The organism is Saccharothrix syringae, from assembly GCF_009498035.1.
Classification (GTDB): Bacteria; Actinomycetota; Actinomycetes; order Mycobacteriales; family Pseudonocardiaceae; genus Actinosynnema; species Actinosynnema syringae.
The window spans coordinates 4,726,994-4,746,965 of record NZ_CP034550.1 but is presented as its reverse complement, the minus strand read 5'-3'; the positions used below and the strand labels follow the sequence as shown (position 1 = coordinate 4,746,965).

General features: G+C 75.5%; 23 protein-coding genes. 17 read left to right on the top strand and 6 right to left on the bottom strand.

What is annotated here, in order from left to right:
- Positions 1-4: 4 nt before the first annotated feature.
- From EKG83_RS20600 to EKG83_RS20580, 5 genes are read left to right on the top strand one after another with little or no spacing between them, the layout of a single operon-like run.
- Positions 5-1,531, top strand: coding sequence for an ABC transporter substrate-binding protein (locus EKG83_RS20600; RefSeq protein WP_228122731.1), 1,527 nt, complete (start codon positions 5-7; stop codon positions 1,529-1,531).
- Complete coding sequence (locus EKG83_RS20595; protein ID WP_033431727.1) at positions 1,528-2,472, top strand: ABC transporter permease; 945 nt, start codon at positions 1,528-1,530, stop codon at positions 2,470-2,472. Before EKG83_RS20600 ends, EKG83_RS20595 begins: the two co-directional genes overlap by 4 nt.
- A complete protein-coding gene (locus EKG83_RS20590; protein WP_051766043.1) occupies positions 2,469-3,242 on the top strand; it encodes an ABC transporter permease in 774 nt (257 codons plus the stop codon). The genes EKG83_RS20595 and EKG83_RS20590 overlap by 4 nt, the downstream gene beginning before the upstream one ends.
- A complete protein-coding gene (locus EKG83_RS20585) occupies positions 3,239-4,657 on the top strand; it encodes an ABC transporter ATP-binding protein (RefSeq protein WP_170191855.1) in 1,419 nt (472 codons plus the stop codon). Before EKG83_RS20590 ends, EKG83_RS20585 begins: the two co-directional genes overlap by 4 nt.
- Positions 4,654-5,232, top strand: a complete 579-nt coding sequence (locus EKG83_RS20580; protein ID WP_033431726.1) for a GNAT family N-acetyltransferase — start codon at positions 4,654-4,656, stop codon at positions 5,230-5,232. The genes EKG83_RS20585 and EKG83_RS20580 overlap by 4 nt, the downstream gene beginning before the upstream one ends.
- A gap of 496 nt (positions 5,233-5,728) precedes the next feature.
- On the opposite strand, the gene EKG83_RS20575 is transcribed toward EKG83_RS20580, so the two are convergent.
- Positions 5,729-6,013 (bottom strand): DUF202 domain-containing protein, encoded by a 285-nt coding sequence (locus EKG83_RS20575; RefSeq protein ID WP_033431725.1) that lies wholly within the window; start codon positions 6,011-6,013, stop codon positions 5,729-5,731.
- Positions 6,010-6,345, bottom strand: a complete 336-nt coding sequence (locus tag EKG83_RS20570; RefSeq protein ID WP_033431724.1) for a YidH family protein — start codon at positions 6,343-6,345, stop codon at positions 6,010-6,012. The genes EKG83_RS20575 and EKG83_RS20570 overlap by 4 nt, the downstream gene beginning before the upstream one ends.
- Before the next feature lie 13 nt (positions 6,346-6,358).
- On the opposite strand from EKG83_RS20570, the gene EKG83_RS20565 reads away from it, so the two are divergent.
- The gene (locus EKG83_RS20565) at positions 6,359-6,730 is read left to right on the top strand and encodes a GlsB/YeaQ/YmgE family stress response membrane protein (RefSeq protein WP_228122729.1); all 372 of its coding nucleotides are present in this window, start codon (positions 6,359-6,361) and stop codon (positions 6,728-6,730) included.
- 185 nt (positions 6,731-6,915) lie between these two features.
- Positions 6,916-7,332: an RbsD/FucU domain-containing protein gene (locus EKG83_RS20560; protein WP_033431722.1), complete on the top strand. Its 417-nt coding sequence runs from the start codon at positions 6,916-6,918 to the stop codon at positions 7,330-7,332.
- 2 nt (positions 7,333-7,334) lie between these two features.
- On the opposite strand, the gene EKG83_RS20555 is transcribed toward EKG83_RS20560, so the two are convergent.
- A complete protein-coding gene (locus EKG83_RS20555) occupies positions 7,335-8,159 on the bottom strand; it encodes a universal stress protein (protein WP_033431721.1) in 825 nt (274 codons plus the stop codon).
- Between the two features lie 392 nt (positions 8,160-8,551).
- Here EKG83_RS20555 and EKG83_RS20550 point away from each other — a divergent pair, with 392 nt between their 5' ends.
- The 7 genes from EKG83_RS20550 (at position 8,552) to EKG83_RS20520 (ending at position 14,649) form a co-directional block, all read left to right on the top strand.
- Positions 8,552-8,923 carry an STAS domain-containing protein gene (locus EKG83_RS20550; RefSeq protein WP_051766040.1) on the top strand — a complete coding sequence of 124 codons (372 nt, stop codon included), beginning with the start codon at positions 8,552-8,554 and terminating at the stop codon, positions 8,921-8,923.
- Positions 8,924-9,565: 642 nt separating this feature from the next.
- On the top strand, positions 9,566-10,129 hold the full coding sequence (locus EKG83_RS20545) for a DUF6292 family protein (RefSeq protein WP_228122727.1): 564 nt from the start codon (positions 9,566-9,568) through the stop codon (positions 10,127-10,129).
- 207 nt (positions 10,130-10,336) lie between these two features.
- Positions 10,337-11,014 (top strand): response regulator transcription factor, encoded by a 678-nt coding sequence (locus EKG83_RS20540; protein ID WP_033431720.1) that lies wholly within the window; start codon positions 10,337-10,339, stop codon positions 11,012-11,014.
- A 38-nt stretch (positions 11,015-11,052) separates the two neighbouring features.
- A complete protein-coding gene (locus EKG83_RS20535) occupies positions 11,053-12,381 on the top strand; it encodes a HAMP domain-containing sensor histidine kinase (RefSeq protein WP_051766081.1) in 1,329 nt (442 codons plus the stop codon).
- Positions 12,378-12,596: a hypothetical protein gene (locus tag EKG83_RS20530; RefSeq protein WP_033431718.1), complete on the top strand. Its 219-nt coding sequence runs from the start codon at positions 12,378-12,380 to the stop codon at positions 12,594-12,596. Before EKG83_RS20535 ends, EKG83_RS20530 begins: the two co-directional genes overlap by 4 nt.
- Positions 12,597-12,680: 84 nt before the next feature.
- Positions 12,681-12,896 (top strand): hypothetical protein, encoded by a 216-nt coding sequence (locus EKG83_RS20525; protein WP_033431717.1) that lies wholly within the window; start codon positions 12,681-12,683, stop codon positions 12,894-12,896.
- Positions 12,897-13,008: 112 nt separating this feature from the next.
- On the top strand, positions 13,009-14,649 hold the full coding sequence (locus EKG83_RS20520; RefSeq protein WP_033431716.1) for a tetratricopeptide repeat protein: 1,641 nt from the start codon (positions 13,009-13,011) through the stop codon (positions 14,647-14,649).
- Positions 14,650-14,680: 31 nt separating this feature from the next.
- Here the strand turns inward: EKG83_RS20520 and EKG83_RS20515 are convergent, their stop codons facing one another.
- Genes EKG83_RS20515 through EKG83_RS20505 form a run of 3 tightly spaced genes read right to left on the bottom strand, consistent with a single transcriptional unit; the run spans position 14,681 to position 16,255 of the window.
- Positions 14,681-14,953: a DUF6510 family protein gene (locus tag EKG83_RS20515; protein ID WP_033431715.1), complete on the bottom strand. Its 273-nt coding sequence runs from the start codon at positions 14,951-14,953 to the stop codon at positions 14,681-14,683.
- 1 nt (position 14,954) lies between these two features.
- The gene (locus EKG83_RS20510; protein ID WP_033431714.1) at positions 14,955-15,689 is read right to left on the bottom strand and encodes a ferredoxin reductase; all 735 of its coding nucleotides are present in this window, start codon (positions 15,687-15,689) and stop codon (positions 14,955-14,957) included.
- Positions 15,659-16,255 (bottom strand): sulfite oxidase-like oxidoreductase, encoded by a 597-nt coding sequence (locus tag EKG83_RS20505; protein ID WP_033431713.1) that lies wholly within the window; start codon positions 16,253-16,255, stop codon positions 15,659-15,661. Before EKG83_RS20505 ends, EKG83_RS20510 begins: the two co-directional genes overlap by 31 nt.
- A gap of 337 nt (positions 16,256-16,592) precedes the next feature.
- On the opposite strand from EKG83_RS20505, the gene EKG83_RS20500 reads away from it, so the two are divergent.
- From EKG83_RS20500 to EKG83_RS20490, 3 genes are all read left to right on the top strand, one after another.
- Positions 16,593-17,762: an AI-2E family transporter gene (locus tag EKG83_RS20500; protein WP_051766038.1), complete on the top strand. Its 1,170-nt coding sequence runs from the start codon at positions 16,593-16,595 to the stop codon at positions 17,760-17,762.
- 396 nt (positions 17,763-18,158) lie between these two features.
- Positions 18,159-19,151, top strand: coding sequence for a sigma-70 family RNA polymerase sigma factor (locus EKG83_RS20495; protein ID WP_033431712.1), 993 nt, complete (start codon positions 18,159-18,161; stop codon positions 19,149-19,151).
- 255 nt (positions 19,152-19,406) lie between these two features.
- On the top strand, positions 19,407-19,919 hold the full coding sequence (locus tag EKG83_RS20490) for a DUF1360 domain-containing protein (RefSeq protein WP_033431711.1): 513 nt from the start codon (positions 19,407-19,409) through the stop codon (positions 19,917-19,919).
- Positions 19,920-19,972: the final 53 nt, after the last annotated feature.

Sequence of the window (19,972 nt, the reverse complement as noted above, 5' to 3'; positions counted from 1 at the left end):
GCCCGTGACCGTCAACCGCCGCGGTTTCCTCGGCCTCACCGCCGGCCTGACCGCCGCCGCCCTCGCCGGGTGCGCCGGCGCACCCGCCTCGACCACCGCCCCGCGCACCGGCGGCAGGCTGCGCGCCGCGTTCGCGGGCGGCGGGGCCAAGGAGGTCCTGGACCCGCACCTGGCCAACCTGTTCGTGGAGGCCGCGCGGTCCAAGGCGGTGTTCGACAAGCTCGCCGACCTGGGCGGGGACGTCTCGCCGCAGCCGCGCCTGGCGCAGCGGTGGGAGCCGTCGGCCGACCTGACCCGCTGGCGCATCACCCTGCGGGAGGCCGCGTTCCACGACGGCAGACCGGTGCGGGCCCAGGACGTGCTGGCCAGCTACGCGCGCATCCTCGACCCGAACCGGGCGTTCCGCGCCAGGTCGAGCCTCGCGCTGGTCGACCTGCCGAACAGCCGCGCGGTGGACGACCGGACGGTGGAGTTCGCGCTCAAGCGGCCGTTCGTGGAGTTCCCCAACGCCCTGGCCGCGTTCGGCGCGTACGTCGTGCCCGAGGGCACCGAGGACTTCACCCGGCCCGTGGGCTCCGGCCCGTTCTCGTTCGTGTCCTTCGAGCCGGGCCGGTCCGTGCTGCTCAAGCGCAACCCCGACCACTGGGAGGGCGCGCCGCTGCTGGACGAGCTGGAGTTCGTCATCGCCAACGAGGAGTCGGCGCGCGCCAACGCGCTGCTGGGCGGCCAGGTGGAGTACGCGCACGACCTGACGCCCACCACGGCCCGCAGCCACGCCGGCAGCGACCGGATGACCGTCCACCGCTCGCCCAACAGCGCGGTGCAGGCGTTCGCCATGAAGGTCGACCGGCCCCCGTTCGACAACCGGGACCTGCGCGAGGCGGTGTTCCTGCTCGCCGACCGCCCCCAGCTGGTGGAGTCGGTGCTGGCGGGCAGCGGCCAGGTCGGCAACGACCTGTTCGGCAAGGGCTACCAGTACTACGCCGACGACCTCCCGCAGCGCGAGCGCGACCTGGACCGGGCGAGGTTCCTCATCCGCAAGGCCGGCGCCGAGGGCCTGACCGTCCGGCTCGACACCTCCACCGCCGCGGCCGGCATGGTCGAGGCCGCCACCGTGTTCGCCGACCAGGCCAAGGGCTCCGGGCTGACCGTCGAGGTCGCCGTGGGCAACAAGGACAGCTACTGGGCCGACACGCTGAAGTCCGGCTCGCTGTCCAGTTTCCGGTCCGGGGCCATGCCGATCGAGACCCACCTCGCCCAGCGCCTGCTCAGCGGGTCGGGCACCAACGTGACCAGGTGGGCGCGACCGGAGTTCGACGCGCTCTACGAGAAGGCCGTGTCCACCGCCGACCAGGGCGCCCGCGCCGGGGTCTACCGCGAGATGCAGCGGGTGCTGCACGCCGAGGGCGGCTACCTGATGTGGGGCTTCGCCGACTGGCTCGTGGGCACCGCCCCGAACGTCGGCGGCATCTCCACCGCGCCCGCCAACACCCTGGACTGGGCCCGGTTCGACAAGGTGTGGTTGGGGTGAGCCTGCGCGCCTACGCGGCCCGGCGGGCGGCCCTGGGCCTGGTCCAGGTGCTCGCCGTGGTCACCGGGGTGTTCTTCCTGGTGCTGGCGCTGCCCGGAGACGCGGCGGTGGCCCTGGCCGGGGACAACCCCGACCCCGAGCGGATCGAGCGCATCCGCGCGGTGATGGGCCTGGACCGCCCGGCGGCCGAGCGGTTCGCCGACTGGCTGGCCGGGCTGCCGCGGCTGGACCTCGGCGAGTCCGTGGTCTCGGGGCGGCCGGTCGCGGAGTTCCTGGTCGACGGCGCCGGCCCGACCGCCGTGCTCGCGGTGCTGGTCCTGGTCCTGCTGCTGCCGCTGTCCGTGCTGGTGGGCGTGCTGGCCGCGCTGCGCGAGGGCGGACCGCTGGACCGGGCGCTGACCTCGGTCGCCGTGGCCCTGCACGCCATCCCCGAGTTCGCCCTGGCCGTGGTGCTGATCGCGGTGTTCGGCGTGCACCTGGCGTGGCTGCCGCCCACCGCGGTGGGCGCGGACCTGCTCGCGCGGCCCGAGGTGCTGGTGCTGCCGCTGGTCGTGCTGCTGGCCCGCCCGGTCTGCTCGATCAGCCGGCTGGTGCGCGCGGGCATGGTCGACGCGCTGGCCTCGGACTACGTCCGGCACGCCCGGCGCCTCGGGCTCGGCGAGGCGCGCGTGCGGTTCGCCCACGCCCTGCCCAACGCCCTGGCCCCCGCCGTCCAGCAGGTCGCGCGCACCGCGGACTGGCTGCTGGGCGGCGTGGTCGTGGTGGAGGCGGTGTTCGTGGTCCCCGGCCTGGGCACCACCCTGGTCGACGCCGTGGCGGCGCGCGACCTGCCGGTCGTGCAGGGGCTGGCGGTGGTCTTCGCGGTCACCACGGTGGTGGTGAACCTGCTGGCCGACCTGGTGGCGTTCCGGCTGGCGCCGCGCGCGGAGGTGGCGGCGTGAGGCGGGTGGGCCTCGGCGGGCCGCTGGTCGCGGTGCCGCTGGCGCTGGCGCTGCTGGGACCGCTGTTCGTGCCGGCGGAGCAGACCCGCGGCGCGCCGTTCGTTCCGGTGGGGCCGCTGGGCACCGACTTCGTCGGCCGCGACGCCTGGTACCAGGTGCTGGCCGGCGGCCAGGCGGTCGTGCTGGTGGCGCTGCTGGCCACCGCCGCCTCCTACGCCGTCGGCGTGCCCTACGGGGTCGTCGCGGCCACGGCCCGGCCGCGGCTGGTCGACGAGGTGCTGATGCGGCCGCTGGACGTGCTGCTGGCCGTGCCGTCGCTGCTGGTGCTCATCCTCGTGGCGACCGTCGCCGGGCAGGGGCTCGCGGTGCTCGTCGGCGTGGTCGCGCTGGTCAACTTCCCCGACGTCGCCCGCCTCTCGCGCGCGGCTGCCCTGGAGGTCGCCGGGCGGCCGGCGGTGGAGGCCATGCGGATGCAGGGCGAGTCGTGGTGGCGCACCTCGGTGGTCTACACCGGGCGGTCGGTGCTGCGCACGCTCGCCGCCGACCTCGGCGTCCGGCTGACCGGCGCGCTGTACCTGGTGGCGTCGGCCGCCTTCCTCGGCGTCGGGGTGCCGCCGGACGCCGCCGACTGGGCCGTGATGGTGGACCGCAACCGCGGCGGGCTGTTCCTCCAGCCGTGGGCGGTGGTCGTGCCCGCCCTGCTGATCGTCGCCCTGTCCGTCGGGACGAACCTGGTGTTCGACCGCGCCCTGCGGCGGGTGCGCGGGTGAGCCCCGTCGTGCGCGTGGCGGGCCTGCGGGCCCGGGCGGGCGACCGGCTGCTGCTCGACGGCGTCGACTTCGCCCTGGCCGCGGGCCGGGTGCTGGCCCTGGTCGGCGCCTCGGGCAGCGGCAAGACCACCACCGGCCTGGCCCTGCTCGGCGAGCACGCGCCCGGCGTGGCGGTCGACGGGCGCGTCGAGGTGCGCGGGCGCGTCGGGTTCGTACCGCAGCAGCCCGCGTCGGCCCTCAACCCGGTGCGCCGGCTGCGCGGGGTGTTCCGCGAGGTCGCCGCCCGGCACGGGGGTGACCCCGACGAGCTGGTCGCCAGGGCGCTGCGCCGCGCGCGGGTGCCGGCCGGGCTGCTGGACCGCTACCCCCACCAGCTCTCCGGCGGCCAGCAGCAGCGGGTCGTGCTCGCCCAGGCGCTGGTCGGCGACCCCGCGGTGCTGGTGGCCGACGAGCCGACCACCGGGCAGGACGCGCTGACCCGCGCCGAGGTCGTCGACGAGCTGGCCGCCGTCGTCGCCCGGGGCGCGGCGCTGGTGCTGATGACCCACGACGTGGAGGTGGTGCGCGCGCTGGCCGACGAGATCGTGGTGCTGCGCGCCGGGCGCGTGGTCGAGGCCGGTCCCGCCGACGCGCTGCTGACCGCGCCGCGCGAGGACTACACCCGGGCCCTGCTGGGCACCGCGCCCCCGGTGCCCGCCGCCGTGCCCGGACGGGCGCCGCGCCTGCGGGTCCGCGGCCTGACCGCCCGGTACCGCGACGCCACCGCCCTGCACGGGGTGGACCTGGAGGTCGGCGAGCGCCTGGCCGTCGTCGGCCGCTCCGGCAGCGGCAAGACCACCCTGGGCCGCTGCCTGGCCGGCCTGCACCGGCCGGTCGCCGGCGAGGTGCTGCTGCACGACCGGCCGCTGGCCCGGTCCCTGCGCCGCCGCCCGCGCGCCGACCTGGCCGCCGTGCAGTACGTGTTCCAGGACGCGCGCGGGTCGTTCGACGAGCACCGGCCCGTGCTCGACCAGGTGGCCCGCACCGCGGTGCGGCTGCGCGGCGCGGCACCCGCCTCGGCGCGGGCCGGGGCGCTCGCCGCGCTGGCCGGGGTCGGCCTGGACGAGGCGACCGCGGTGCGGCCGCCGCGCGGGCTGTCCGGCGGCGAGCTCCAGCGGGCCGCGCTCGTGCGCGCCCTGCTCGCCGAGCCGGAGGTGCTGGTGTGCGACGAGGTCACCTCCGGCCTGGACGCGGTGACCCGCGCCGGCCTGCTCGACCTGCTCGCGGGCGTGCCGTGCGCGCTCGTGCTGATCAGCCACGACCTGGACGTCGTGGCCGGGCTCGCCGACCGGGTGGTCGTGCTCCGCGCGGGACGCGTCGTCGCGCACGGTCCGGCGGCGGCGGTGTTGAACGGAGCCGAGGAGAGGATGAAGTGAACGAGCACCACCACGCCCACGAGGTCAGGTTGGCGACCGCCGCCGACCTGCCCGGGGCGCGCAGCGTCATGCTGGACACCTTCTACCGCGAGTTCGGCCACGGCTACCGGCCGCAGTGGCACGCCGACGTGGTCGACCTGGAGGGCGCCTACCTGCGACCGCCCCGGCACGCGCTGTTCGTCGCGGTCGACGGGGACGAGGTCGTGGCCACCACGGCCGTGCGGGCGCAGGGACCGGCCAGCCCGCCGCACCCGGCCTGGCTGGCCGAGCGGTACTCCGGTGCGGGGACCGCGCAGCTGTTCCGGGTGTACGTGCGGCCGTCGCACCGGCGGCGGGGGCTGGCGCGGGCGCTGGTCGGCGCCGCGGTCCGGTTCGTCGCCGAGACGCCGGGGTACGAGCGGATCTACCTGCACACCGACACGCGGGTGGCGGGCGCCGAGGCGTTCTGGCGGTCGGTCGCGGTCGAGGTGCACGACGCCCGCGACGGTGATGTGGAACGCCACCAGACCGTGCACTTCGAGATCCCGCTGCCGGTGCCGGCCGCTGCGGGGCGGGCCGCGGTCGGGACGGCGTGAGTTGATGCGGGGGCGGTGGGGGTCGGCGGTGGGCTGGTGGTGGGCTGCTCGGGCGTGCCGCCGGTCCCGCACCGGGAGCGGTTCCCGGCGCGGGACCGGCGAACAGCCACCTGACCTGCGCCGGGAGCGGTTCCGGTGGCCGCCCGTGCACGCCTGCGGCCGGTCCAGCGCCCGGGGCGAGGCGCGCACCGCCGTCCGGGTCCCGCCCGACCGGGGTCGTCGATCCCCCGCCGGCGGGCGGCTGTGCCATTCCGGTAGGAGCACCCCGCAGACGGGTGAGGGCCCTTACCCTCTCCGCCGCAACGGCTCACCGTGGACGCGATTGCCCGAACCGTCCGAACGGGAGGCCCACATGACCCCAGAGACCACGACCCCGCCCCAGCCGCACGCCGGTGGTTGCAGCTGTTGCAGTGGTTGCACCGGACCCGGTTGCGGTTGTTGCTCCGGCTGCTGACCGACCCGCGGTGCGCGCCCGGCCCCCTGGGCGCGCACCCCCTTACACCAGCGAGAACAGTGCCACCAGGCACGCCAGGACCACCAGCGCCGCCACCAGGAGCAGGGCGACCACGTCCACCGGCGCCTCGGCTCCGTCGCGGTGCCTCCGCTGCCCTCCCGCGGCCAGGACCACCGCCGCGGTCCCGGTGAGCACCGCGGGCAGGGCGCCCCAGCCCTGCCGGACCGCCGCGTCGGCCAGCAGCAGGGTGCACGCGGCGGCGGTCAGCGCGGTGCGCTTCCAGGCGAGCCCGGTGCGCTCCGGCTGCAAGCCGGGGTCCGGGTTCACCCGAGCACCACCAGCACCGCGACCAGCACGGCCAGCACGAGCACCGCCGCGGTCAGCACCACCACCATCCGGTTGGGCGGCAGCGGCCCGCCGGCCCGCATGGCCGCCTGCACGCGCCGCCAGCGGGGGAAGCTCGTGCCCGCGACCAGCGCCGCCAGCGCGACGCACGCCACGGCGAGCACCGTGGTCGCACCCGGCACCCCGAACGGCGGCACGACCTGCCGGACCGCGACACCGGCCGCGAGCAGGCCGAGCGCGGTGCGCACCCAGGCCAGGAACGTGCGCTCGTTGGCCATGGTGAACCGGTAGTCCGGTTCGCGGTCGCCCGTCATCGGCGCTCCTCACGTGCCGCGCGTCACGGCGTTCGGCTGGATCGGTCCCGCGCGGGTGGGTTGCGCCGCCGCGGGACCGGGTATTCGAACGTCGACAGTCATCGACAACCGGGAGGATGACATGATCGGGTTCATCGTCGCCGGTCTGATCATCGGCGCGCTCGCCCGACTGATCAAGCCCGGCAAGCAGCACCTCGGCATCGTGGCGACGCTGTTGCTCGGGCTGGTCGGCTCGGTGATCGGCGGCACGATCGCGAACCTGCTCGGCACCGGCAACATCTTCGAGCTGAACGTGCTGGGCTTCATCGTGGCCGTGATCGCCTCCGTGCTGCTGATCGGCGTTGCCGAGGGCATCTCGGGCGGCCGTCGCACCAGCCTCCGGTAACCCCGGCAGGACCACCCCGAAGCGTGCACGCGGTGTGCGGGAGGATTCCCGCGCACCGCGTCGTGCTTTGTCGGCCAAGCTCAGTCGTTAGCGCTAACAGCTCTGGGCCAGTCGAGGGTGAGCGTGCTACTTGTTAGCGATAACACGGGCGCCCGCCCGCCGTTGTCGCACCGAAAGGCCGTCCCATGCTGCGCTACCCCCTGCTGCACCCGCCGCTGCTCGCCGCCCTGGCCTCGGCCGGCCACGGGAGCCGGGTGCTGCTCGCGGACTCCAACTACGCGCACCGCACCAACGTCCACCACCGCGCCGAGGTCGTCCACCTGAACCTCCGGCCCGGCCTGGTGACCGTGGACGAGGTGCTGGAGCCGGTGCTGACGGCCATCCCGGTCGAGGCGGTGCACACCATGCGCCCCGACGAGGGCGGCACCCCCGAGGTGTGGGCGGACTACGAGCGGCTGCTCGGCCCCGACCTGCCGCTGCGGCCACTCGCCCGCCAGGACTTCTACGACGCGTGCCGGAGCCCCGAGCTGGCGGTGTGCGTGGCCACGGGCGACGGTCGGCTCTACGCCAACGTGCTGCTCACGGTCGGTTTCGTGGCCTGACCTCAGGGCGCGGCGTGCGGCGGCAGCACCGCGACCGGGCAGGTCGCCCGGTCCACCACCGAGTGGCCGACCGAACCGAACAGGGCCCGCCGCACCACGCCCGCGCCGTGGCTGCCGACCACGACCAGCCGGGCGTCACGCGCCGCGGCGAGCAGCGCGTCCACCGGCGCCCCGGTGACGACCTCCAGCCGGGCGCGGACGCCGGGGTGCCGGCGCGCGCAGTCGGCCAGGTCTGCCTCCACCCCGGCCGGGTGGACCCCCTCGTCCGACGCGTGCACGACCACCACCCCGGCGCCGACCCGGTCGGCGAACTCGTGGGCGAACCGGACGGCCGGACCGTCGACGGGTGAACCGTCCACGCCGACGACCACCGGACCGCCACGCTCCGCGGTCGCCTCCGCCCGGACGATCACCACCGGTCGGGTGCACGCCTGGACGAGCTGCGCCGAGGTCGACCCCAGCAGGGCGCGGGTGACCCCGCCGCCGTCGGCGTGCCCGACCACGACGAAGGCCGCGTGCTCGGCCTCGCGCGCCAGCACGTCCGCCGGGTCGCCGGGCACGACCTCGGCCCGCACGTCCGCCGCGCCGGCGGCCCGGCACCGCCGGGCGACCTCGTCGAGCACGTCGCGCGCCCACTGCCGCATGGCCTCCTCGCCCGCGACGTCGACCGGTTGGTGCAGGTGCACCTGCTCGTAGAGCGGCCAGCGCAGCCCGTGCACCAGCCGCAGCGGCAGGCCCCACGCCACCGACTGCCGCGCCGCCCACCCGGCCGCGCGCAGGGCAGCGTCGGTGCCGTCGACACCCGCGACGACCCGTTCGCCGGACATCGGCGTCTCCTCTCGGCACCCGACCCCGATGAGACGGGGTACCCAGGCGGGGCGCGTCGGACGCGGTGCGCGGCCACCGCCGTCCCCCTGAGGACGACACGCGCGGGCGCGGCGGTTGCACGCTCCCGGGAACCGCTGCGCCGCACGGGTTTCCGGGAGCGCGCCGACCGGCCGGGCGCCTACCGACCGGGTGAACTCCCGTGCGCCGTGTTGCGTTCCACTCCACCGGGTGGTTGCCAGGGCGGGTCGGGCGCCGTACGGTTGAGTTGTCTGCATAACCGCTACGCGGAGCGACGATTCGGGTTGAAGAGAAGCTCGGTTGTTGGTTTGCGCACCAGCCCGAGGAGCCCCGGTTGAGCGATATTTGTGCGTACACCGTTCCTGAGACAACGGTGGTCACGACCGACCAGTGGGGCATTCCCTCGGTCGCGGTGATCGGCGAGGTCGACATGGCCTGCGAGGCCGACATCCGCGCCGCCCTGGGCGCCCAGCTCGACCGCCAGCCCACCGGCCTGGTGGTGGACCTGACGCGGGTCGAGTTCTTCGGTTCGACGGGGATCCGGCTCCTGGTCGAGGTCTACACCAGGGCGCAGGAGCAGGGCACGGCCCTCGCGGTGGCGACCGGTCAGCGCGCGGTGCTGCGCACCCTGGAGATGACGTTGGTGGACGAGCTGTTCGACGTTCACCCGACCGTGGCACACGCCCTCACGGCGCTGCGGGGCGCCGGCTTCCCGGTGCCCCGGCACTCCGGCACGCACTTGTAGGTCCGCGCACTCGCGACGGCCCGCGCTGACGACAGCACCCCGCCGCGACTCCGCCACGCCCGCGCCGCCGCACCTGCCACACCGCGCCACCGCGCCCGCCATGCCGCGCCGCGCCCTCCGCGCCGCGCCCGCCCCACCCCTCCGCGCCGCACTCGCCGCGCCCGCGACACCACGCCTGCGATGGCGCCCCCAATGCGACGGCCACAGCGCTCCCGCGATACCGAACCGGGCACCGAACTCCGGCCGCAGAATCTCCGGCCCGACCCCCGGGCACCGGCCGCAAAACCGCGCTGAATCGAGTGCGGTACTCACGTTTTCCGGCGCACATGACGTTAATTGGACCAATCCCCGGTGTGTCACCCGGTCATCCGATCCGTGATGCGGTACGGTCGTACGGGTCGGGCCAACCAGCGCTGGTAACCCCGATCTCCCCACCACTTCGGCCGTTTCCCCGCCGGGGAGACGGCGCACCGAACTCCTGCTCACGCACGTTTCAGGGCCACCCACCACCTGTCGGCACCGCGGCCGCCTCTCCCTCCGCTCCCCTGCCTCGATGCGGATGACGGCCACCGGGCCCCGGTGGCCGCGCTCCCGCCGGTCCCGGTGCCACCCCCGGCGGCCCACCAGGGAAACGGAGTCCACATGAGCCTCATCGACCCGGGCGGCAGCCTCGCCGAGCGCGGCACCGGCGCCCTCGCCCGCAGCGACGTCCTCACGCGGTCGGCCCCGGCCGCCCTCCCCTTCACCGGCGAGACCCCGATCGGGTGGCTGTCACCGGTCCTGCTGCCCGCCGGTTCGCCCGAGGACAACCACGCCCTGGCGCTGGCCCTGGGCGACTACGTGCGCGCCGTGGCCGACGCGCTCGGCGTGCCGCCCGAGGGCACCACCCACGAGGTCACCGACACGGTGACCGCCTACGTCGCGCTGAGCTGCCGGGCGCCCGAGCACCCGGACCGGGACCTGATGCTGGTCTGGACCGAGCGGCGGGGCTGGGAGCTGTCGGTGGAGACCGGACCGGCCGAGCGCCCGATCGTGCTCGCCCGACGCGGCGGTGACGTGGTGCCCGGCCCGGAGGCGGTCGCCCGGTTCGTCGCGGAGTCGGTGGCCGGGGGTCGGTCTGAGCGGGCGGCGCTGCCGTCCCCGGTGGACCGGGTGGACCGGGCGGACCTGGTCGAGCGGCTGGAGCGGTCGGCCCGGACGAGGTGACCGCCGGGCCTGGGAGTCCGGCGCCCTGCCGCGAACCCCGGGTCAGCCCTCCACGAGCCGCACCGACCCCCGGCCTGCCCGCGCCGCCGCACTGCCCCCGGTCGACTCCTCCACTAGGCTCGCGCCCCGGTCCACCCGCGCGCCAACCTTGCGATCACCTTGCGATGGCCGCGTGGACCGGTCGCGTGGTGGAGGATTGCCGGCGACATGGATTTCTCGGTTCTGCTGGTCGAGGACGACGAGCACATCAGGCAGGCGCTGGGCCTGGCCCTGGCCGACGAGGGCTTCGCCGTCACCGACGCCGTCTCCGGCGAGGACGCCCTCGCCCTGCTGGACGAAGTCCGGCCGCACGTGGTGCTGCTGGACCTGATGCTGCCCGGCGTCGACGGCCTGCAGGTCTGCCGCACCCTGCGCGCCCGCGGCGACCTGCCCATCATCATCGTCACCGCCCGCACCGACGCCGCCGACGTCATCGCCGGCCTGGAAGCGGGCGCCGACGACTACGTCACCAAACCCCTCGTCGCCTCCGTCCTCGCCGCCCGCATCCGCGCCCTGCTGCGCCGCACCGGCCGCCACGACGAGGTCCTGCGCGTCGGCGACCTGGAGGTCCGCCCGGACGCGGGCTCCGTGCACCGGGACGGCACCGAGGTCCACCTGACCCGCACCGAGTTCCGGCTGCTGGTCGAACTCGCCTCGGCGGGCGGCCGGGTGGTCACCCGCGAGCAGCTGCTGCAACGCGTCTGGGGCTACGACTACTACGGCGACACCCGCCTGCTCGACGTGCACATCCGCCGCCTGCGCCGCAAGGTCGAGCACAACCCCGACGACCCGAAGCTCGTCGTCACCGTCCGCGGCTCCGGCTACCGGCTGGGCGGCGACGGGTGAGGCGGGCGCACCGGTTCTCGCTGCGCTGGCGCGTCGCGATGGTGCTCGGTGTCGGGTCGCTGCTGCTGACCAGCGTGCTGGCCCTGGTGGTGTGGAACCTCGCGTCGGGGTACATGCTGCGCCAGCGCGAGCAGAGCGCGGTCCGGCAGGCCGAGGTGGACGTGCGCCTGGTCGACGAGTCGCTGCGGGCGGCCTCGGACGGCCTGGAGGAGCTGCTGACCGGCCTCACCGCCGGCCCGGACACCACGATCCTGCTGTTCCGGCCCGGTCAGGTGCTCACCAGCGGCAGGCAGGTCGACCCGGCGGTGCTGCCGCCGAAGCTGCTGCAACTGGCGCGCGACGGCGTGCCCGCGGGCCAGCGGCTCGTGGTCGGCGGGATACCGGTGTACGCGGTCACGCTGCCGATCGCGCACGCCGAGGGCGTGTACGTGGAGATGGCGCCGATGGTGCAGCTCGACCGGACGTTCCGGTTCCTCAGCGCGGTGCTGGTGACGGGAACCGTGGTGAGCGGCCTGCTCGGCGTCGCGCTGGGGTCGTGGGCGAGCAGGCGCGCGTTGCGGCCGCTGACCGCGCTGACCGACGCGGCGTCGCGCATCGCGGGCGGCGACCTGCGGGCCCGGCTGCCCGAGCAGACCGACCCGGACCTGACGCCGCTGGCCACGACGTTCAACACCACCGCGGACGCGCTGGAGCAGCGGGTGCTGCGGGACGCGCGGTTCGCCGGCGACGTGAGCCACGAGCTGCGCTCACCGCTGACGACGATGGTCAACGCGGCCGAGGTGCTGCGCCGCCGCCGGGGTGAGATCCCGGGCACCGCGGGCCGGGCGCTGGACCTGCTGACCTCCGAGGTCGACCGGTTCGCCCGCATGGTCGTGGACCTGCTGGAGATCACCCGGGCCGACCAGCAGGGGGACGACTCGGCGCCGGAGTCGATCGACCTGGTCGCGCTGGTGACCAACGTGCTGGCCGCGCGGCCGCGCGGCCCGGTGCCGCTGGCGGCCGACCGACCCGCGCCGCACGTGCTGGGCGACCGCCGCCGGCTGGACCGCGTGGTCAACAACCTGCTGGACAACGCCGAGCACCATGCCGGGGGCGCGGTGCGCGTGGCGGTGCTGCGCCGGGGCGGGTGGGCGAGGCTGGAGGTGGACGACGAGGGGCCGGGCGTGCCCGCGGGGCTGCGCACCCGGATCTTCGAGCGGTTCAACCGGGGCGAGCGGGCCGGGTCGCGGGGCGCGGCCACCGGCAGCGGGCTGGGGTTGGCGCTGGTGGCGCAGCACGTGCAGCGGCACGGCGGTACGGTGCGGGTCGAGGAGCGCCCCGGTGGCGGGGCGCGGTTCGTCGTGGAGATCCCGGAGGCGGCGTCATGAGATCGGCCGCGCCCGCGCTCGCGGTGGTGCCCGCCGCGGTGCTGCTGGTGGCGGCCGGCTGCGGCGTCACCGCGCAGGACGAGCCCCAGCCGCTGGTCACCTCGACGGTCAACCCCGCGCCGACGCCGACGCTCACCCAGCGGCCGGACCCGACCACCGCCACCGCGTCGCCGACCACCACCTCGCCGACGGCCGCGACCAGCGCGTCCGGCTGAGCGGATCGTCAGCTCACCGTCAGGTAACCCGGTTGCGGGCGCCCGCACAATGGAGGCGGAGAACCGGACAATTCAGGAGCAGCTGTGGTCGACCGCTACGCGCAGGAACCGTGCTGCCGCGAAGCCGTGGACAGGCTCGCGGACGAGTTCAAGGGGCTGGTGCCCGAGACGGTGGTGACGAGCACCGTGCTCGGCGCGCGTCAGGACCTGGAGGGGCAGATCCAGCCCGGGGCCCTGGCCGAGATGCTGCACCGGCTGGCCCGCTACCGGCTCGACTCCCTGGTGTCGGCGGGCGCCTGACCGGTGGCGGCGCCCCTGGGCCGTTCCGGTGGCCGGGGGTCGGCGAGGTGCCCCCGGTGGCGCGTTCCGTGGTCTGCTGTCTGCTGGTGCGGGCGAGCGCTGAGGGGGCGGGATGGGCGGGCGATGGCCGGAGGACCCCTCGGAGGACGGTGAGCCGCCCGACCAGGCGCGGTGGGTCGACCACCCGGAGCGACCCGACCGACCGGCGTGGGTCGACGACGCGCCCACCGATCCCCGGCTCCCCGCCCTCTTCCCGCCCGCTCCCCCGCGCTCCGGGCCGGCCGCCGTGCTGCTCAACCTCACCGGCCTCGGCCTGGGCTACGCCTACCTGGGCCGCTGGGCACGGGCCGCGGTGGCGGCGGCGGGCGCGGTGGCGCTGGTGGTCGTCGCCTACGCCACCGACGCGGCGAACTCGCCCGGCCCGTGGCGCCTGGTGGCGGTGGCGTGGTTCGCCGCCCTGGCCCTCGACGCCGCCCGGATCGCCACCCGGCACCCCCGCCCGCCGGCCCGCGCCACCCCGGTCCTGGCCGGCGCCCTGGCCGTGGTGCTCGTCGCGGGCGCCTACGCGGGCTACGGCCTGGCCGGGCACGCCGCCCACACCGCCGGCCTGGCCGCGCAGGCCGGCGGGAACTGCGCGGCCGCGGTCGACGAGTTCGAGGCGGTCACCGGGTTCTACGAGCTGACGCTGAGCCCCGACGTGGCCGCGGCCGCGCGGGGCCTGACCGAGTGCGGCGCCTACACGTGGGCGACCGAGGCGCAGCGCGCGGGCGAGCACGCCACCGCCGTCGCCCGCTACCGGCACTTCCGCCAACAGCACCCGGGCAGCCCGCTGGACCCGCACGTGCACCAGGACCTGGTGGAGACCTACGCGACGTGGGCGCGCGGCCTGCGGGACGGCGGCAAGCCCGCCGAGGCCGTCGAGGTCTACCGCGACCTGCTGCGCGAGGACGCGTCGTTCCGCGACGAGGTCGCCGACGCCTACCTGCGGTTGGCCCGCGCCGCCCCACCCGCCGGCACCGACGCGGTCGCCCGGGCCCGCGGCTCGGTGGACGCGCTGCTGGTGGTCGTCCGCGAGTTCGGCGGCACGCCGGCCGCCGCCGAGGTGCCCGCGGCGCTGGACGCCGTCTACGGCGCGGCCGCCGCACCCCTCGGGCGGGGCGAGTTCTGCGCCGCGGCCCCGGCGCTGGAGTACTTCGCCGGCCTGACCGACCCGGCCCTGGCGAAGGCGGCGGCCGACGCCCGGGCCCACTTCCCGCGCGCGGTGCTGGAGTGCGGGCTCGGGCAACTGCGGGAGGGCCGGTCGGACGACGCGGTGACCGCGCTGGAGCGGTTCGTCGGCACCTTCCCCGACCACGGCGACGCGGCGCGGGCCCGCTCCGCGCTGATCTCGGCCAAGGTCGCCGCGGGCACGGGCGCGCGGGTGCCGGTGCCCGCGCCGCTGGGCGCCGAGGGCTCGATCCCGGTGACGTTCGTCAACGGGGTGAGCGCGCCGGTCACCGTGCGGGTGGCCGGGTCGACCGCGCACGAGTTCACGCTGCCCGGCTGCGGCGACTGCCCGCCGTCGTTCCCGCCGCTGGGCGGCTCCGCCGCGTGCCCCTCGGTCGACGGCCTGCCCGCGCGGACCGTGCGGCTCGACCCGGGCGAGCACCACGTGCTCGGCGAGTACGGGCGGGCCGACGCGCTGGCCGAGCCGCTGGGCGTCGGCTCGGGGCAGCCGGACCTGTTCTGCCTGTACCTGGAACGGTGGTCCTAGACCGGCCGGTCCCGGGCCGGCCGGTCCCGGGTCAGTCCGGCAGGTCGACGCGCAGGCAGGTGGCGCCGCGCAGGTCGAGCCAGGCCGCGCCGGGGCCCCGGTTCACCCGCAGCACCACCGACTCGCAGCCGGGGCAGCGGGCGACCAGCCCCGGTGCCCGGCCGTAGACGCGCAGGCCCGCCAGCGGACCGGTCTCGCCGCACGACCCGCACCGGGCCAGGGCGGCGGTGACGTCCACCGCGAAGACCTCGGCCAGGGTGCCCGCCAGCGCGTTGCCGTCGACGAACTCGGTGCCACCGTCCACGTCAGCCTCCGAACCGCTCGGTCCTGACCCGCCGCGGGTCGTGCCCCAGCGCGACGAGGATGTCGGCCACCTTCTCCACGAAGCCGGTGGGCCCGCAGACGAAGCAGGCGGGCTCGAACTCGGCGGGCCACCCGCCGCTGTTGACGTCCGGGACGCCGATCCGGTGCGGTGGCGCGGGCCACCCCTCGGGGGTGGTGCGGGTGTAGACGTAGCTGATGTCGAGGCCGGGTTCGGGCCGGTTCAGCTCGTCGGCGTACAGGCGGTCCCCCGGGCTCCGGACCGAGTAGACCAGCCGGAACGGCGTGCGAACGCCGGCCTCGCGGCGGGCGCGCACCATCGCCACCAGCGGCACGACGCCCGAGCCGCCCGCGACCAGCAGGACCGGGCTCGGGTCGGTCGGCCGCCACACGAACCAGCCGCCCACCGGTCCGCGCAGCTCCACCGGGTCGCCGATCGACAGCCCGCGGACCAGGTAGGGCGACACCTCGCCGTCGGCCAGCTCCTGCACGGTGATCCGCACCAGGTCGCCCTTCGCCGGCGCGGCGAGCGAGTAGCTGCGCTGCGCGCGGTAGCCGTCCTCGGCGGTCAGCCGCACGTCGACGTGCTGGCCCGCGAGGTGCCCGGGCCAGCCCGGGACCTCCAGGACCAGCGTGCGCGCGGTCGGCGTCTCCTCGACGGCGTCGACGAGCGTGGCCACCCGCCAGGTCAGTCGCCCTGGTACCGCTGTTCCCGCCATGGGTCTCCGTACTCGTGGTAGCCGAGCGTCTCCCAGAAGCCCGGTTCGTCCTCCAGGACCAGCCGGATGCCGCGCACCCACTTGGCCGACTTCCAGAAGTACAGGTGCGGCACGAGCAGCCGCACCGGGCCGCCGTGCTCGGGGGTCAGGTCCTCGCCCTCGTAGCGGTGCGCGAGCCACGCCCGGCCGTCCAGCAGGTCTTCCAGCGGCAGGTTGGTGGTGTAGCCGCCGTAGGAGTGGACCACGGCGAAGTCGGCGGCGGTGTCCACGTCGGACAGGAGGGTGTCCAGGGAGACGCCGCGCCAGTGCGTGCCCAGCTTGGACCACTTGGTGACGCAGTGGATGTCGGTGGTCACCGACTCGGCGGGCAGGGCCTGGAACTCGCGCCACGACCAGCCGTGCTCCTCGCCGGTCTCGGTGGTGACGGTGAACCGCCAGCGGTCCAGGGGGACGCGCGGGGTGGGGCCCGCGGACAGGACCGGGAAGTCCTCGGTCAGGTACTGGCCGGGCGGCAGCTCCACGGCGGGCCTGCGCCGGCCGTGGAAGCCGGGCGACACGATGCCCACGTCCCGCTCCTCTCTCGCCGCGTTCAGGCACACCGCACGGGGTTGGTCCCGGCACGGGCGGGTGCGCCCCCTCGCCGCGTTCAGGCACACCGTACGAGGTTGAGCGGTTCGGCGCGATCAGCGTTGGGCCGTTCGGCCGGTGATGATCGGCACAGGCCACGTCCCCGCGCCGGACCCCGCGGCGTGCCGGTGACGGGCGCCATCGGCTCGCGCCGCACCGACTCCACCCGGACGAGCGACAACCGGTCCGCCGAGGTGTTCGAGCCGGTCGGCGGCGTCTGGCAGGCTGCACCGCGAAGCGCCGCGCCGAGCGGCGCACCTGAGGGGACGGGGCGACGTGGGTGCAGGGAACCGCCGCTGGGCTGACCGCGGTGACGCCATCGGGCACGGGCTGAGCTGGCTGGCGCGCTGGAGCACCCGCCTGGCGCTGGCCGCGGTCGGGTTCGTGCTGGTGTGGTGGCTGATCGGCAAGCTGTGGGTGATCGTCATGCCGGTGCTGCTCGGCCTGCTGATCACCACGGTGCTGTGGCCGCCCGCCCGGTGGCTGCGCTCGCGCGGCCTGCCGCCAGCGCTGGCCGCGACGCTGGTGCTGCTCGGCGGCCTGGCCGTGCTGGGCGGCGTGCTGGCGCTGATCACCACGTCGATCGCCTCGGGCGTGCCGCAGATCGCCGACAGCGCCACCAAGGCGCTCCAGCAGGCCCGCGACTGGCTGTCCGGGCCGCCGCTCAACCTCGGCGAGGGCCAGCTCGACCGGCTGGTCGACCAGGGCACCGACCAGCTCCAGTCCAGCATCGGCTCGATCGCCAACGGCCTGCTGACCGGCGTGGGCACGGTGACGTCGGGCGTGGTGACCGGCCTGGTCGCGCTGCTGCTGGCGTTCTTCTTCGTCAAGGACGGCCCGCGGTTCACCCCGTGGCTGCGCGGCGTGGTCGGCGAGCGCGCGGGCAGCCACCTGTCGGTCGTGCTGGACCGGGTGTGGGCGACGCTGGGCGGGTTCATCCGCACCCAGGCCGTGGTGAGCCTGGTCGACGCGGTGCTGATCGGCCTGGGCCTGGTCGTGACGGGGGTGCCGCTGGCCGTCCCGCTGGCCGCGCTGACGTTCCTGGGCGGGTTCGTGCCGATCGTGGGCGCGTTCGTGGCGGGCGCGCTGGCCGTGCTGGTCGCCCTGGTCAGCAACGGCCTGACCACGGCGATCATCATGCTGGTGGTCGTGGTGCTGGTGCAGCAGCTGGAGGGCAACGTGCTCCAGCCGATCCTCCAGTCCAAGAGCCTGAACCTGCACGCCGCGGTGGTGCTGCTGGCGGTGACCGCGGGCAGCAGCCTCTACGGGATCGCCGGCGCGTTCCTGGCGGTGCCCGCGGCGGCGACCGCCGCGGTGGTGCTCCGGTACCTGGGCGAGGTGATCGACCGGCAGAGCGGACCCGAGGAGCCCTCGGACACGCCGCCGGCCGAGCCGGAGCGGGACGCCTCGCGGGGGCGGTCGCGGGAGGAGGAGACCTCCGCCTGATCCCGGTCGCCGTGGTCCGAACAGGTGAAGATTTCCCCGTGGCGTTATTGGCGTGCGCGGGCACCTGAAGTAGCGGACCATGACCTCTCGCGGGGGTCACCGGGCGTGACGGCCGCCCGCGCGCTCACGGTCTGTGCTTCACCCCACACCCACCCATCTCCTTCGGCTACCCGGTCGAAGACCGATTACCCGTTCCGGTCGTGTGTTCGGGGTCGCCCTCGATCGGGTAACCCGATGGGGAATGCCCGTGCGTCACGCTCCGTTGAACGGGGTGTCGCCCGATCAGGGCGCGGACGAGAGCCGCCGGAGCGGCCGCGGGATCGTCCAACCACATCGTGAAGCGCAGTCCACCACTCCCCCGTGCCCCCTGGGCGGGCTGATCCAGAAGGAGAAGACATGTCCTCGACGACCACCACGACGAAGACCCGCCCGCAGCGCGCCGACGCGTCCCGCCGGGAGTGGTCGCAGGACGCCGACCTGGTCGGCCACTACCTGCGCGAGGTCGGCGGCACGCCGCTGCTGACCGCCGAGCAGGAGGTGGACCTGGCCCGGCGCATCGAGGCGGGCGTGTACGCCGCCGAGCTGCTGCGCGCCGCCGACGCCGGCGAGGGCCCGCCGATGGAGCTCGACCGCCGACGCGCGCTGCGCGAGGTGGCCGCGGACGGCCGGCGTGCCAAGGACCACATGATCCGGGCCAACCTGCGCCTGGTGGTGTCGGTGGCCAAGAAGCACGCCTACCGCGGCCTGCCGTTCCTGGACGTGGTCCAGGAGGGCAACCTGGGCCTGATCCGGGCCGTGGAGAAGTTCGACTACGCCAAGGGCTACAAGTTCTCCACCTACGCGATCTGGTGGATCCGCCAGGCCATCGAGCGCGGCGTGGCCGAGCAGACCCGCACGGTGCGGCTGCCGGTGCACGTGTTCGAGGAGCTGTCCAAGCTGCGCAAGGTCGAGCGCAAGCTGCGGCTGGAGCTGGACCGCGACCCGACCCACGAGGAGATCGCGCAGGCGTCGGGCACCCCGCTGGCGCGCGTGGTCGAGCTGCTGGAGGCGGGCCGGTCGGCGATCAGCCTGGAAACCCCGGTCGGCGACGACGGCAGCACGTCGGTGGCCGACCTGATCGAGGACGTCGAGGCCGTGCAGGCGCACGAGGTGGTCGAGCACAACGGCATGGTCGCCGAGCTGCTCAACCTGGTGCACACCCTGCCGCCCCGGCAGGCGCTGATCCTGACCCTGCGCTACGGCCTGACCGACGGCCGGCCGCGCACGCTCCAGGAGGTGGCCGCCGAGGTCGGCCTGACCCGCGAGCGCATCCGCCAGCTGGAGAAGGAGTCGCTGCGGCACCTGCGCAGCCCGGAGCGCAGCCAGGCCCTGCTGGCCTGGACCGGCTGACGCACCACCCGAACACGACCGGCTCGAACACGCGACCGGGCGGACCGCTGAGGTCCGCCCGGTCGCGCTGTCCCACGGGGCGCGGCCGACACGACGGGCGAACCCGCGAGGTTCTCCCGGTCGCGCTGTCCCACGGGGCGCGGCCGACACGACGGGCGGACCCGCGAGGTCCGCCCGGTCGCGCTGTCCCGGGGGTCGCGGCCGGCGCGACCGGCACCACGGTTTGAACTCCCCCACAGGGGCAATTCACCGCGCATGTCGATCGCCCGGAGCTTCGAACGCGTCCGCACCGCCTATTCCAACGGGGAGCGGAGGCCGCTGGCCGGGTACCTGTCCGCGATGGGCTCGTACGCGGCACTGGTCGGCGCGGCCGCGCTGATCGGCCGCCGCACCGGGGCGCGGTTGCCCGAGCGGGTGTCGGCGGGTGACGTGGCGCTGCTGTCGATGGCCACCCACAAGGCCAGCCGGCTGCTGACCAAGAGTTCCGTCACCGCCGCGCTGCGCGCCCCGTTCACCCGGTACGAGGAACCCGCCGGGGTGGCGGAGGTCAACGAGTCCGTGCGCGGCGACGGCGTCCGGCACGCCGTGGGCGAACTGGTGACCTGCCCGTTCTGCTCGGGCGTCTGGATCGCCACCGCGCTCACCGCCGGTCACGTGCTCGCGCCCCGCGCCACCCGGCTGGCGATGACCGCGCTGACCGCCGTCGGCACCTCCGACTGGCTGCACCTGGGCTACGAGGCCGCCAAGCGGCACCTCGCCCGGGACTGACCCGGGGACCCGCGACGGGGAATCCGATCCGGCCGCATCAGCTCGTCCCGCGC

Bases quoted from the DNA above. Each gene is read 5' to 3' on its own strand.
- EKG83_RS20570 (WP_033431724.1), bottom strand. From the start codon at position 6,345: ATGACGGGCGACCGCGAACCGGACTACCGGTTCACCATGGCCAACGAG.
- EKG83_RS20560 (WP_033431722.1), top strand. From the start codon at position 6,916: ATGCTGCGCTACCCCCTGCTGCACCCGCCGCTGCTCGCCGCCCTGGCC.
- EKG83_RS20555 (WP_033431721.1), bottom strand. From the start codon at position 8,159: ATGTCCGGCGAACGGGTCGTCGCGGGTGTCGACGGCACCGACGCTGCC.
- EKG83_RS20545 (WP_228122727.1), top strand. From the start codon at position 9,566: ATGAGCCTCATCGACCCGGGCGGCAGCCTCGCCGAGCGCGGCACCGGC.
- EKG83_RS20540 (WP_033431720.1), top strand. From the start codon at position 10,337: ATGGATTTCTCGGTTCTGCTGGTCGAGGACGACGAGCACATCAGGCAG.
- EKG83_RS20535 (WP_051766081.1), top strand. From the start codon at position 11,053: ATGGTGCTCGGTGTCGGGTCGCTGCTGCTGACCAGCGTGCTGGCCCTG.
- EKG83_RS20530 (WP_033431718.1), top strand. From the start codon at position 12,378: ATGAGATCGGCCGCGCCCGCGCTCGCGGTGGTGCCCGCCGCGGTGCTG.
- EKG83_RS20520 (WP_033431716.1), top strand. From the start codon at position 13,009: ATGGGCGGGCGATGGCCGGAGGACCCCTCGGAGGACGGTGAGCCGCCC.
- EKG83_RS20510 (WP_033431714.1), bottom strand. From the start codon at position 15,689: ATGGCGGGAACAGCGGTACCAGGGCGACTGACCTGGCGGGTGGCCACG.
- EKG83_RS20495 (WP_033431712.1), top strand. From the start codon at position 18,159: ATGTCCTCGACGACCACCACGACGAAGACCCGCCCGCAGCGCGCCGAC.
- EKG83_RS20490 (WP_033431711.1), top strand. From the start codon at position 19,407: ATGTCGATCGCCCGGAGCTTCGAACGCGTCCGCACCGCCTATTCCAAC.